The organism is Burkholderia sp. YHN3-13, from assembly GCF_055810675.1.
In genome coordinates this window covers 134,498-147,657 of the sequence record NZ_JBVVNQ010000009.1, presented here as the reverse complement: position 1 = coordinate 147,657, position 13,160 = coordinate 134,498, and the positions used below count along the sequence as shown (strand labels likewise).

Sequence of the window (13,160 nt, the reverse complement as noted above, 5' to 3'; positions counted from 1 at the left end):
TAGACCGGTCGTCTAGAAAAACGGGCATTCACCCCTGCCGCCGTCATGGCCTTTCCATCACGCCCGATGCCGGACCCGGCCCGGCAACGCGCGCGGGGCCGATCGCGCCCCGCACCGTTCCCGCGCCGGCTAGCCGCGCACCGGGCCGTCGGTGTCGCCGGCCTCGATGACCGGCGCCTCGAGCCGATGCTCGTGCACGCCGTCGCCCAGCAGCCGCAGCATGAGTTCCGCCAGCGCGCGCCCCGACGCATGCCCGGTCGGCTGCACGACGGCCGTCACGCGATACGGATGCGTGATGTCCGGCGGCACGCCGTCATAAACGATCAGCGACATGTCCGCGCCCAGGCGCAACCCGCTGTCCGCGAGCACACGGAACGCGCCGCCGCCCGCGATGTTGTTGTCGACGAGCAGCGCCGTCGGCCGCTCGTCTCGCGCGAGCAATGCCCGCATGGCCTGCCACCCGCCATCGTGCGTGAACGGGCACTCGACGAGCAGCGCCGGATCGGGTTCGATGCCCGCTTCGCGCAACGCCGACAGAAAACCGGCGCGCCGCTGTGCGGCGAAATTCAGCACCAGCGGCGCGCTGATCATCGCGATGCGCCGATGCCCGAAGGCGATCAGCCTGCGCACCGCATCGCGCGCGCCGGCCTCGTTGTCGAAATCGAACCACGCGTACGGTTCGGTCGCCTGCGTGCGGCCGTACGCGACGTACGGAAACGCGCTCGATTGCAGGTACGCGATGCGCGGATCGTCGACGAGCGTGCGCGCGACGATCAGCCCGTCGACCAGTTTGCCGTCGACGATCCGCCGATAGGTCTCCAGCTCCGCGTTCGGTCGCGCGGACGCGATGATGAAATCGAGATTGCGCTCGGCGAGCCGCTCGGTCATGCCCGCGACGACCTCGCCGAAACGCGGATCGCCAAGATCGCCCGCACCGAACGGATAAACGATTCCGATCATGTCCGCTCGACCGGTCGCCAGCCGGCGCGCGGTCGGATCGGCCACGTAGCCCATTTCCCGCGCCGCCCGCGCGACGCGTTCGCGGGTTGCCTCGCTGACGTCGTCGTAACCGTTCAACGCGCGGCTGACCGTCGTGCGCGACAGCCCGAGCGCATCCGATAGCGCCTTCAGATTCACCTTCACCGTCGTTCCTCGCCCTTCATGCGCCGCACGGCATGCCGATTGGCGGCAATTGTTTCCTGTCGGTAGTGATTACCGTCAAATAATTATCTTTTGACGTCCAAACCGGTTTGAAATAGCATCCAAACCGGTTTGGACATCGATGCCCACTCAGCCGTTCACTTTCACCTTCCCAGGAAACGACGACGAGATGACATACTTTCCCTTTTTCCGCCCGGCGACGACCCGGCGTTTGCTGCTCGCTGGCGGCGCACTCGCCGCCTTCGCGTCCGTCGCGCACGCGCAGTCCGGCGGCACGGGCGCGCCCATGCCCACGCCTCACTCCCAGCAAGCCTACGATCCCGAAGGCAACTTCACGATGCGCTGGACGCGCGCGGACATCCGCCAGATCGTCGCGCAATCGCACACCGCCGGCGCCGACCGGAACTCGCTGCCGCAAGCGCTGACGATGCCGGACATCCCGCAGGATTTCCCGCTGATCAACTCGAACGTGTGGGTGTGGGACACCTGGCCGCTGGCCGACCTGCGCGCCAACCAGCTCAGCTACAAGGGCTGGGAGGTGATCTTTTCGCTCACCGCCGATCCGCACGCGGGCTACACGTTCGACGACCGTCACGTCCATGCGCGCATCAGCTTCTTCTACCGCCGCGCGGGCATCCCCGCGTCGCAGCGCCCCGCGAACGGCGGCTGGACCTGGGGCGGCCACTTGTTCCCGGACGGCGCAAGCGCCAGGGTGTTCGGCACCGCGCCGATGACCAACAACGCCGAATGGTCGGGCTCGGCTCGCCTCACGCACGGCGACAACGTCAGCCTCTACTACACCGCGACGTCGTTCAACCGCTCGGCGCCCGGCGGCGCCGACATCACGCCGCCGCAGGCGATCATCACGCGCACCGACGGCCACATCCATGCCGACGACAAGCACGTGTGGTTCAGCGGCTTCGACGATCACAAGGCGCTGCTGGAGCCGGACGGCAAGTACTACCAGACCGGCCAGCAGAACACCTACTTCTCGTTCCGCGATCCGTTCGTGTTCACCGACCCCGCGCATCCGGGCAAGACCTACATGGTCTTCGAAGGCAACACGGGCGGCCCGCGCGGCGCACGCACCTGTACCGACGCCGACCTGGGCTACGCGGCGAACGATCCGTACAAGGAGGATCTCAACGCGGTGATGAATTCGGGCGCAGTGTATCAAAAGGCCAATGTCGGCCTCGCGATCGCCACGAACCCGCAACTGACCGAGTGGAAGTTCCTGCCGCCTATCCTGTCGGCGAACTGCGTCGACGACCAGACCGAGCGGCCGCAGATCTACCTGAAGGACGGCAAGTACTACCTGTTCACGATCAGTCACCGCACGACGATGGCGGCCGGCGTCGACGGCCCGGACGGCGTGTACGGCTTCGTCGGCAACGGGATCCGCAGCGACTTCCTGCCGCTGAACGGCGGCAGCGGGCTCGTGCTCGGCAACCCGACCGACTTCTCCGCGCCGGCCGGTGCGCCGTATTCGCAGGATCCGAACCAGAACCCGCGCGAATTCCAGTCGTATTCGCACTACGTGATGCCGGGCGGGCTCGTCGAGTCGTTCATCGATGCGATCGGCCCGCGCCGCGGCGGCACGCTCGCGCCGACGGTGAAAGTGCGCATCAACGGCACGTCGACGGCGGTCGACCGCGCCTACGGAAGCGGCGGGCTCGGCGGCTACGGCGACATCCCCGCGAACCTGCCGGCAACCGGGGCCGGCCACAACGACGGCAGCAGCCAGGTCAATTAGGATAACCAACCATAAAGAAAGCCGGTAAAGCCCGGGGTCGAGGAGGCGCATATCGCGCGTGTCGCGTGTGCGCCTCCCTTTTTTTTCGAACACACGCGCGTGCCGCCGTCGAACGCGGCATGCGCCCCTTGCCCGCTTCGCCCGACGAAGCACGGTACCGCGCATGAATTCGACGTCTTTCCGCCTTACCTTCCGGATCGCCCGGTTGCTGCTCGCCTGCCTGGCGTGCTCGCAGGTCGCCGCCGCCCCGTGCGACGCACCGGCCGGCCAGGGCACGCCGCAATGGCGGCCCGCGCTTCACTACACGCCGCAGCGCAACTGGATGAACGATCCGAACGGGCTCGTCTACGACAACGGTCGTTATCACCTGTTCTATCAATACAATCCGCTCGGCAACGACTGGGGCAACATGTCGTGGGGCCATGCGACGAGCACCGATCTCGTCCACTGGCGCGAAGAGCCGGTCGCGATGCGCGCGAACGCATCGGAGGAAATCTTCTCCGGCTCGATCGTCGCCGACACGCTGAACACGTCCGGTCTCGGCAAACCGGGCCGCACGCCGCTCGTCGCGCTGTATACGAGCGTCTACAAGCCCGGCTCGGGTCACGCACCGGGCGTCCAGGCCCAGTCGCTCGCGTACAGCCTCGACCAAGGCACGACCTGGCAGCCGTATGCGCACAACCCGGTGCTCACGCTCGATCCGGAATCGAAGGAATTTCGCGACCCGAAAGTGTCGTGGTATGCGCCGGGCGGCTACTGGCTGATGACGACGGTCGTCGCCGACGCGCACGTCGTGAAGCTCTATCGCTCCGACGACCTGATCCACTGGAATTTCCTGAGCGACTTCACGCGGCCGGGCGTGCCGCACGACGGCGCGCTGTGGGAAATGCCGGACCTCGTGCCGCTGCCGCTCGACGACGATCCGCAACGCATCAGGTGGGTCATGATCGTCAACGTCAACCCGTGGTCGATCGCGGGCGGTTCCGGGGCGATGTATTTCGTCGGCGATTTCGACGGCCGCACGTTCGTGCCCGACCACATTGCGCCCGCCGGCTCCGATCCCGCGCAATTCCGCTGGGTCGATCACGGCGCGGACTTCTACGCGGCCGGCACGTTCTCGGGCGCGCCCGGCGCGCGGCCCGTCGCGATCGCGTGGATGAGCAACTGGGATTACGCGGCGAAAGCGCCGACTGCGCCGTGGCGCGGCGCGACCACCCTGCCGCGCGAACTGTCGCTGAAGACGATCGACGGCGAACCGACGCTCTTCGTCACGCCGGCGGCCGCATTCGATGCGTGGGCGGACAGCCGGCCCGTCGTGCACGCAGGCGACCTCACGGTCGACTCTGCGACGCGCGTGCTGCCGGCCGCGACGCGCGGCGTGGTCCAGCGCATCACGGTGACGATGGCGCCGCGGCAAGCGGCGCGCGCCGGCCTGATCGTCCGGGGTTCCGCAGACGGGTCGACCGGCACCCGGATCGTCTACGACACGGCGAAACGCACGCTGACGCTCGACCGTTCCCGCTCGGGCGAAACGCATTTCGCCGACAAGTTCAGCCGCGAACACATCGTGGACCTGCCGCTCGAGCGCGGCCAAGTGCGGCTCGAGATCGTCGTCGATCGCGGCTCGGTCGAAGTGTTCGCGAACGGCGGCCGCGTGGCGCTGACCGACCTGGTCTTTCCGCCGCTCGATGCGGACCGCGTCGCCGTGTTCGCCGAGCACGGCCGCGCGACATTCTCCGGGCTCACGGTGACGCAGCTCGAAGCCGGCGCCTGCGCCGCCCGCTAGGCGCGGTTCGCCTGCTCCGTCCCGCGCGTGGCGGGGCCGTCCGCCCGGGCGCCGCGGCGCCCGGCGAACGGCCTTCGTCGGTGTCGCGGATCAGAGCAGGCCCATCCCGCCCGACGCGATGATTTCCGCGCCGACGATGAACGCCGATTCCGCCGCGCTCAGGTGCAGCACCGTCGACGCGATTTCTTCCGGCGTACCGAAACGACCGACCGGGACGAGGCCCTTGATCTTGTCGGCCGTCTCGTCGAGCGTCGCCGCATCGAGCCCGAGCTTGCCGTACAGCGGCGTCTGCACCGGTCCCGGGCTGACGACGTTCACGCGCACGCCGTGCGGCAACAGTTCCGTCGACAGCGTCTTCGCGAACGAATTGACGGCCGCCTTGCTCGCCGCGTACACCGACGAGCCGGGCATCCCGATGTGCGCGTTGATCGAACCGTTGATCACGATCGACGCGCCGCGGTTCAGCAGCGGCACCAGCGACTGGATCTGGAAATACGCGCCCTTCACGTTGGTGTTGAACACGAGGTCCCACATGGCCTCGTCGCTGTCGGCGAACGGCGCGAGCTTCGCGACGCCCGCGTTGATGAACACGGCGTCGAGCCGGGCGCCCGCCGTCGCGATCGCGTCGGCCAGCGCGCGCGCCGACGCGACGCTGCCGGCCTCGTTGCGGATCGCCAGCGCGCCTTCGCCGAGCGATTGCCGGGCGGCTTCCAGCGTCTGGGCGTCGCGCCCGGTGATGATGACCCGCGCGCCTTCGGCCGCGAATGCCTTGGCGGCCGCCAGGCCGATGCCGCTGTTGCCGCCCGTGACGAGGACCGTTTTTCCTTCGAAGCGTTGCATGATGTTCTCCTGTGAACCGGTGAGTTGACCGTGAACACAGGATGCGCCCGGCGTGCGGCCTTGCCGTACGACGGGCGCGACGAACATGTTCGAAAACATCGAACATGTTTGGGCGGCCGCTTCAGCCGACGACGTCGATCCCGTCGAGCAGCCGCTGCGCAAGGCGCGGCTCGCGCAGTTGCTCGAGCCACCATTGCAGCGCGCGGCCGTCGCGTTCGCCATGCCACGCCACGTACAGCAGGTTCGGCTCGCGCGGATCGGCCGTCTGTTTCTCGACCAGTTCGCCGCGCGCAAGCAGCGACGTGACACGCCGGCGCGGCACCCAGCCGACCCCGAGCGCGTCGCGCTGCGCGAGGATCTTCGCGCGCATCGACGGCACCGCGAGCACGGGCTGGCCGCCGAGCAGCCCGTACGCACGGCCGGCCGCGCGCCGCGACGAATCGGCGACGACGACCGCGCGATGTGCGCCGATCGCGTCGCGCGTCAGCACGCCGCCCGCGGCGGCCAGCGGATGGCGCGGCGACACCGCGAACACCCATTCCATCGCGCCGAGCTCGAACCATTTGAAGCCGGGAATCGCCGGCGGCTCGTTGGTCGCGCCGACCACCAGGTCCGCGCGGCCGTCGCGCAACGCTTCCCAGGTGCCGCCGAGCACTTCGTGCGTGAAGCGCAGCGACACGCCGGAATCGAGCGCGTCGAACGCGCGGACGACCGGCAGCAGCGTGTCGAACTCCAGCACCTCGTCGCTGACGATCCACAGCCGGTCCTCCCAGCCGCTCGCGATCTGCCGGACGCGCTGCGTGAGCCGCGCGACGTCCAGCGCCAGCCGTGCCGCCTCGTCGGCCAGCACCTGTCCGGCCGGCGTGAGCTGCAGCCGGTAGCCGCGCCGGTCGAACAGCAGCGCGTCGAACCGCGTTTCGAGCTGGCGCGCCGCGTGCGACACCGTCGACGGCGCCTTGCCGAGCCGCGCGGCCGCACGCGACAGGCTGCCGGTGGCACGGATCGCGTCGAGCAGCGCCAGTTCGTCTTCGGACAGCATGAGGTCGCTCCAGGGGTAAGGGTGTCGTGGATCGTAAGGCAGCGGCGGCCTGCGGTCCAATCGCGCGATGCGGGGGGCGCTCGCACCGGCACGCTGCCGATCCGTCCGCCGACTTCCGGTATCCTGATCGGCATTGAATCGTCACGATCGAGGTAACCACTGCGATGGACATCGCGATCCGCATCGAAGGCCGTCACGACCTGACGGGGCAGATCTTCCGGCAGCTGCGCACGGCGATCGTCGACGGGCGCCTCGAAGGCGGCGCGCGGCTGCCGTCGACGCGCGATCTCGCGAAACAGCTCGGCGTGTCGCGCAAGACGACGCTCGACGCGTTCGAGCGCCTCGTCGCCGAGGGCTACCTGACTACGCGCGCGGGCGACGGCACGTTCGTCGCGGACGGCCTCGCGCGCGTGCCGCACGCGGCGGCGATGCCGGCGCCGTCGATCGTCGACGCCACGCCGCGTGTCGATGCGGTCGACGCCCGCGCGCTGTGGAACGACCTGCCCGACGCGCTCGCGATGCCCGCGCCGCAGGATGCGCCGGGCTTCGACTTCCGCGGCGGCGTGACCGACAAGACGCTGTTCCCGTTCGACGCATGGCGGCGCTGCCTGCATCATGCGCTGCGCCAGCAGGCACGCGGCCGCGGCCAGTATCACGACCCGGCCGGAGACCCGCAGCTGCGCGGCGCGATCGCGCGCTACGTCGCGTTCAGCCGCGCGGTCGCGTGCGGCTGGGACGACGTGCTCGTCACGCACGGCGCGCAACAGGCGCTCGACCTGCTCGCGCGTGTCGTCGTGCGGCCTGGCGACGTGGTCGCGGTCGAGGATCCCGGTTATCCGCCCGCGCGCGCCGCGTTCGCATCGCTCGGCGCGACCGTGATCGGCGTACCGGTCGACGCGCACGGCCTCGTCACCGGCCGCCTGCCCGACGAAGCCCGGCTCGTCTACGTGACGCCGTCGCACCAGTTCCCGCTCGGGATGCCGATGACGCTGGAACGGCGCATCGCGCTGCTCGAATGGGCGCAGCGCCGCCGCGCGGTGATCATCGAGGACGACTACGACGGCGAATTCCGCTTCGAGGGCCGGCCGGTCGAATCGCTGAAGAGCCTCGACCGCACGGGCCTCGTCGCGTACGTCGGCACGTTCTCGAAGACGATCTTTCCCGAACTGCGGATCGGCTACGCGATTCCGCCGCGCGCGCTGCGCGGCGCGCTGGCCAAGGCGAAGCAGATCGTCGACTGGCACACCTGCACGCTGACGCAGGCGGCGCTCGCGCGCTTCATGCTCGAAGGCGATTTCGCCCGGCACCTGAAGCGCGTGCAGAAGCACTACGACGCGCGACGCAAGATGCTGATCGCGCATCTGCGCGGCGAACTCGCGCCGTGGTTCGACGCGATCGTGCCGACCGCCGGCATCCACCTCGCCGCGCACCTTAAGCCGGGCCTCGATGAAGCGGCACTGGTCCGCGCGGCGCGTGCGCAGGACATCGGCCTGTACGGAATCTCGGCGTTTCACGTCGGCGTGCCGGTGCGCGCGGGGCTGCTGTTCGGCTATGGCGGGATCGACGCGCTGCGCATCGACACGGCGCTCGCGAAACTGGCCGGGCTGCTCGGCGCGGGCGGGGCCGGCGGACCATCACTGGTTACCTGAATTTCCACGGAATTGGCTATTCAAGCAGGCCAGTCGGTTTCGTAAAGTGGGTCCTGTCGCGCCGCCCCGGCGCCACCCACCGAAAAGGACCTGCCATGCAACCGCGCCTGAACTTCTATACCGCCAGCCCGAACGCCATCAAGGTGATGCGCAACGCCGAGGACTTCATCGCGAAGAGCTCGATCGAGAAGCCGCTCGCCGAACTCGTCCGCCTGCGCGCGTCGCAGATCAACGGCTGTGCATTCTGTGTCGACATGCACACGACCGACGCGCGCAAGGGCGGCGAAACCGACCGCCGTCTCGCGACCGTCGTCGTGTGGCGCGAAACGCCGTTCTTCACCGAGCGCGAACGCGCGGCGCTGGAATGGACCGAGGCGCTGACGCTGGTGGCCGACAACCACGTGCCGGACGCCGTCTGGGAAGCCGTCAAGCCGCACTTCACCGACGAGGAACTGTTCGACCTGTCGATGCTGATCGCGACGATCAACACGTGGAACCGCTTCGCGATCGCGTTCCGCAAGATGCCCGAGTAAGGAACCGGCAATGACCCGCTCCCCGCTCCCTCGCACCGTTCTGGGCGCCGCGCTCGTGCTCGGCGCCGCGCTGCCGGCCGCCGCCTTCGCGCACGATGCCGGCGACAGCGTTCATGCGATCATGCAGCAGGCCGTGCCCGAAGCGCCCGGCAAGCGCGTCGTCGTCGCGACCGTCGACTATGCGCCCGGCCAGGCGTCCGCCCCACACCGGCACCTCGGCTCGGTGTTTGCCGTCGTGTCGAAAGGCGAAGTGCTGTCGCAGGTGAACGACGGCCCGCTGCGCCGCTACCGCGCCGGCGAGGGCTGGTACGAGGCACCCGGCTCGCGCCACCCGGTGTCGCGCAACGCAAGCGCGACCGAGCCCGCGCAGCTCGTCGTGTTCGGCCTGACCGGCGAGCACGAACCGCTGAAGTCGCCGATCGATCGGTAACCCCTTGGCGGGGCGCGTGCGCTACCGCTGGCGCGCGCCCGCTCGCCCTTTTCCCCGTTAACTGCTCCCTACATGCCACCGGCGGCGCACTGCGTGCCGCGACGTGGCACCCCGCGCGTCCGTGGCCGGATTCGACGCGCGCCTGATCGAGATCAAGGGCGGCGAAAACCCTTTCTTGAAATTAACTAACTCATCAATTAGCGTCGATTTCATGAACGCGAAAGCCACCGTCGCCAGGCCGCGCGGGCGCCGCCCGTCGGTGGACGATTTCGACCTGCGCGGCCATATGCTCGACGTCGCGATCGCGTTGTTCGCCGAGCGCGGCATCGCCGCGACGACGGTCGCGCAGATCGCGGCGGCCGCCGGCGTCACGTCGGCGATGGTCCACTACTACTTCACGAACCGCGAGCAGTTGCTCGACGCGATCGTCGAGGAGCGGCTCGCGCAGGTCATCGCGTTCGTGTGGCGGCCGACCGAACCGCGGATCGAGAACGATCCGTTCGCGCTCGTCGCCGAACTCGTCGACCGCTTCTTCGACGTCACGCACCGCATGCCGTGGCTGCCGTCGATCTGGCTGCGCGAGATCGTCCACGAAGGCGGGTTGCTGCGCGAGCGGATGGTCCGGCGCATCCCGCTCGACCATATCGGCGGCTTCGCCGAACGCATTCGCGCCGCGCAGCAGGCCGGCACGCTGAATCCCGCGCTCGAACCGGCGTTCCTGTTCCACTCGATCATCGCGCTCGTGATGCTGCCGCTCGCCACCGCGAAGCTGTGGCACAGCGCGCGCGGCCTGCCGCCGATCGACCGCGACACGTTGCACCGGCACGTGCGCGCGCTGCTCGGCTCGGGCATGCAGCCGCCCGCGGCCGCGCCGCGCGCACGCGGCCCGTCGCCGCGGAGGCCGTCGTGAACGCGACCCGCTCGCGCCTGCCGGCGCTGGCCGCCGCGATCGCGCTGCTCGCCGGCTGCGAACGCTCGACGGGTAGCGGCACGACCTACCAGGGTTATGTCGAAGGCGAATTCGTGTACCTGTCGTCGTCGCAGTCGGGCACGCTCACGCAACTGGCGGTCGAGCGGGGTCAGGCCGTCGCCGCCGGCACGCCGGCGTTCTCGCTCGAAGCCGTCAGCGAAACGGCCGCGCTGCGCCAGGCGCAGCATCAGCTCGAGGCCGCACGCGCGCAGCTGGCCGACCTGCAGACCGGCAAGCGTCCGCCGGAAATCGCCGTCACGCAGGCGCAGCTCGCGCAGGCCAGCGCACAAGCTGCGCGGGCCGCCGCGCAACTCGCGCGCGACGAACGCCAGTACGCGGCCGGCGGCCTGTCGAAGCAGCAACTCGACGATTCGCGCACGGCCGCGCAGACGACGGCCGCGCAGATGCGCGAGCTGCAAAAGCAGGTCGACGTCGCGCGCCTGCCGGGCCGCGCGCAACAGGTCGCCGCGCAAGCCGCACAGGTCGACGCCGCGCAGGCGGCCGTGGCCGAAGCGCAATGGAAGCTCGACCAGAAGCGCGTTGCCGCGCCGGGCGCCGGACGCGTGTACGACACGCTGTACCGCGTCGGCGAATGGGTGCAGGCCGGCAACCCGGTCGTGCAGATGTTGCCGCCGCAGAACCTGAAGGTGCGCTTCTTCGTGCCGGAAGCGGCCATCGCCTCGCTCGCGCCGGGGCACACGGTCGCGATCCATTGCGACGGCTGCGCGGCCGACGTGCCCGCGCGCATCACCTATGTGTCGAGCGAGGCCGAATACACGCCGCCCGTGATCTACAGCAACGAGAGCCGCACGAAACTCGTGTTCATGATCGAGGCGCGCCCCGCCGCCGCCGATGCGCCGAAGCTGCATCCGGGCCAGCCCGTCGCCGTGAGCGTGCGATGAACGCGCCGCCCGCCCCGTACGCGATCGACGTCGACCGGTTGAACAAGCGGTTCGGCGACAAGCACGTCGTGAGGGACGTGTCGCTGCGCGTCGCGCGCGGCGAGATCTTCGGTTTTCTCGGACCGAACGGCAGCGGCAAGACGACGTCGATCCGAATGATGTGCGGATTGCTCACGCCGGATGCGGGCAGCGGAACCTGCCTCGGCTACGACATCGTGCGCGACAGCGCGCAGATCAAGCGGCGCGTCGGCTACATGACGCAGCGCTTCTCGTACTGGGAAGACCTGTCGATCCGCGAGAACCTCGACTTCGTCGCCCGCGTGTACGGGATGCGCGACCGCAAGGCGGCCGTCGCGCGCGCGCTCGACGGGCTCGGCCTCGCGAGCCGCGCCGACCAGCTCACGGGCGCGCTGTCGGGCGGCTGGAAGCAGCGCCTCGCGCTGGCCGCGTGCATGCTGCACGAGCCCGAGCTGCTGCTGCTCGACGAGCCGACCGCCGGCGTCGACCCGGCCGCGCGCCGCGATTTCTGGGAGGAGCTGCACCGGCTCGCCGCGCGCGGGATCTCGGTGCTCGTCAGCACGCACTACATGGACGAGGCCGAGCGCTGCCACAAGCTCGCGTACATCGCGTACGGCGAACTGCTCGCGCAAGGCACGTCGGCCGAGATCGTCGCATCGCAAGGGCTTGCGACCCGCGCGATCGCCGGCGAGCACCTGACCGAATTGTCCGCGCGGCTGCGCACGATGCCGGGCGTCGACCAGACGGTCGTGTTCGGCTCGGCGCTGCACGTGAGCGGCCGCGACCGCGCGCGGCTCGACGCGACGCTCGAACAGGTCGCCCGCGATACGCCGCTGCAGGTCGTGCCGATCGACACCGGGCTCGAGGACGTGTTCATCTACATGATGGGCCGCGCGTCCGCGCCGCCCGGCCGGGTGTCGCCATGAACGCGTGGGCGGGCCTGCGTGAATCGTTCTCGGTCGCGCGCTGGTGGAGCATCGTGCTGAAGGAGTTCCTGCAGCTGCGCCGCGATCGCGTGACCTTCGCGATGATCGTCGGCGTGCCGATCATCCAGCTCGCGCTGTTCGGCTTCGCGATCAACACCGATCCGAAGCACCTGCCGACCGCCGTGATCGTCGCCGACGGCAGCCCGTTCGCGCGCAGCTTCATCGCCGCGATGCGCAATTCCGCGTACTTCGACATCGTCGACACCTTGCCCGACGAGGCGGCCGGCCGCCGTGCGCTCGCACGCGGCGACGTGCAGTTCGTGCTGAGCGTGCCGGCCGATTTCTCGCGGCGGCTGCTGCGCGGCGAGCGCCCGGCGCTGCTGGTCGAGGCGGACGCGACCGACCCCGTCGCCACGGCGTCGGCGATCGGCGCGCTGCCGGGCCTCGTGCAACCGGTCGCCAACAAGGACCTGACGGGGCCGCTCGCGCACCTGAACGGCCGCCCGGCCGCGTTCGACGTCGTGCTGCACCGGCTGTACAACCCGGAAGGCATCACGCAGTACAACGTCGTGCCGGGCCTGATGGGCGTGATCCTGACGATGACGATGGTGATGATGACGGGTCTCGCGATCACGCGCGAACGCGAGCGCGGCACGATGGAGAACCTGCTCGCGACGCCCGTGCGGCCGCTCGAGGTGATGACGGGCAAGATCGTCCCGTACGTGCTGATCGGGCTGATCCAGGTGTCGATCATCGTCGCCGCGTCGCGCTTCGTGTTCGACGTGCCGTTCGTCGGCGGCGTGTTCGCGCTGTACCTGTCGGCACTGCTGTTCATCGCCGCGAACCTGACGGTCGGCATCACGCTGTCGTCGCTCGCGCAGAACCAGTTGCAGGCGATGCAGCTCGCGGTGTTCTACTTCCTGCCGAACATCCTGCTGTCGGGTTTCATGTTCCCGTTCGCCGGCATGCCGAAGTGGGCGCAGGTCATCGGCAACCTGCTGCCGCTCACCTACTTCAACCGCCTCGTGCGCGGCATCCTGCTGAAAGGCAACGGCTGGGCCGACCTGTGGCCGTCCGTGTGGCCGGTCGCGCTGTTCACCGTCGTCGTGATGGGCGTCGCGCTGCGCTTCTACCGGCGCACGCTCGATTAGGC

At 69.5% G+C, this 13,160-nt stretch carries 12 protein-coding genes; 9 read left to right on the top strand and 3 right to left on the bottom strand.

All coding sequences use genetic code 11. From position 1 onward, the window contains the following. Positions 1-129: 129 nt before the first annotated feature. Entirely contained in the window at positions 130-1,143 is a 1,014-nt protein-coding gene (locus AC0KUR_RS21120) for a substrate-binding domain-containing protein (RefSeq protein ID WP_473376384.1), read from the bottom strand. 187 nt (positions 1,144-1,330) lie between these two features. Here AC0KUR_RS21120 and AC0KUR_RS21115 point away from each other — a divergent pair, with 187 nt between their 5' ends. Continuing rightward, positions 1,331-2,914, top strand: a complete 1,584-nt coding sequence (locus AC0KUR_RS21115) for a glycoside hydrolase family 68 protein (RefSeq protein ID WP_473376383.1) — start codon at positions 1,331-1,333, stop codon at positions 2,912-2,914. A gap of 163 nt (positions 2,915-3,077) precedes the next feature. Further along, a complete protein-coding gene (locus tag AC0KUR_RS21110; RefSeq protein ID WP_059556474.1) occupies positions 3,078-4,700 on the top strand; it encodes a glycoside hydrolase family 32 protein in 1,623 nt (540 codons plus the stop codon). Between the two features lie 90 nt (positions 4,701-4,790). On the opposite strand, the gene AC0KUR_RS21105 is transcribed toward AC0KUR_RS21110, so the two are convergent. Together AC0KUR_RS21105 and AC0KUR_RS21100 are read right to left on the bottom strand one after the other, a co-directional pair. Next, positions 4,791-5,540, bottom strand: coding sequence for an SDR family oxidoreductase (locus AC0KUR_RS21105; RefSeq protein WP_059556704.1), 750 nt, complete (start codon positions 5,538-5,540; stop codon positions 4,791-4,793). Positions 5,541-5,661: 121 nt separating this feature from the next. Then, on the bottom strand, positions 5,662-6,579 hold the full coding sequence (locus AC0KUR_RS21100; protein ID WP_034191502.1) for a LysR family transcriptional regulator: 918 nt from the start codon (positions 6,577-6,579) through the stop codon (positions 5,662-5,664). Positions 6,580-6,743: 164 nt separating this feature from the next. Here AC0KUR_RS21100 and pdxR point away from each other — a divergent pair, with 164 nt between their 5' ends. The 7 genes from pdxR to AC0KUR_RS21065 all read left to right on the top strand — a co-directional run bounded on the left by pdxR (position 6,744) and on the right by AC0KUR_RS21065 (position 13,158). Beyond that, entirely contained in the window at positions 6,744-8,228 is a 1,485-nt protein-coding gene (gene pdxR / locus AC0KUR_RS21095; RefSeq protein ID WP_059556472.1) for a MocR-like pyridoxine biosynthesis transcription factor PdxR, read from the top strand. Between the two features lie 95 nt (positions 8,229-8,323). Then, positions 8,324-8,761: a carboxymuconolactone decarboxylase family protein gene (locus AC0KUR_RS21090; protein WP_049032701.1), complete on the top strand. Its 438-nt coding sequence runs from the start codon at positions 8,324-8,326 to the stop codon at positions 8,759-8,761. 10 nt (positions 8,762-8,771) lie between these two features. Next, complete coding sequence (locus AC0KUR_RS21085) at positions 8,772-9,191, top strand: cupin domain-containing protein (protein ID WP_473376382.1); 420 nt, start codon at positions 8,772-8,774, stop codon at positions 9,189-9,191. 211 nt (positions 9,192-9,402) lie between these two features. After that, complete coding sequence (locus AC0KUR_RS21080; RefSeq protein ID WP_034191506.1) at positions 9,403-10,101, top strand: TetR/AcrR family transcriptional regulator; 699 nt, start codon at positions 9,403-9,405, stop codon at positions 10,099-10,101. Beyond that, positions 10,098-11,063, top strand: a complete 966-nt coding sequence (locus AC0KUR_RS21075; RefSeq protein ID WP_124669367.1) for an HlyD family secretion protein — start codon at positions 10,098-10,100, stop codon at positions 11,061-11,063. The genes AC0KUR_RS21080 and AC0KUR_RS21075 overlap by 4 nt, the downstream gene beginning before the upstream one ends. Further along, positions 11,060-12,007, top strand: a complete 948-nt coding sequence (locus AC0KUR_RS21070; protein ID WP_473376381.1) for an ABC transporter ATP-binding protein — start codon at positions 11,060-11,062, stop codon at positions 12,005-12,007. The genes AC0KUR_RS21075 and AC0KUR_RS21070 overlap by 4 nt, the downstream gene beginning before the upstream one ends. After that, positions 12,004-13,158: an ABC transporter permease gene (locus AC0KUR_RS21065; protein WP_059556470.1), complete on the top strand. Its 1,155-nt coding sequence runs from the start codon at positions 12,004-12,006 to the stop codon at positions 13,156-13,158. The genes AC0KUR_RS21070 and AC0KUR_RS21065 overlap by 4 nt, the downstream gene beginning before the upstream one ends. Positions 13,159-13,160 lie beyond the last annotated feature (2 nt).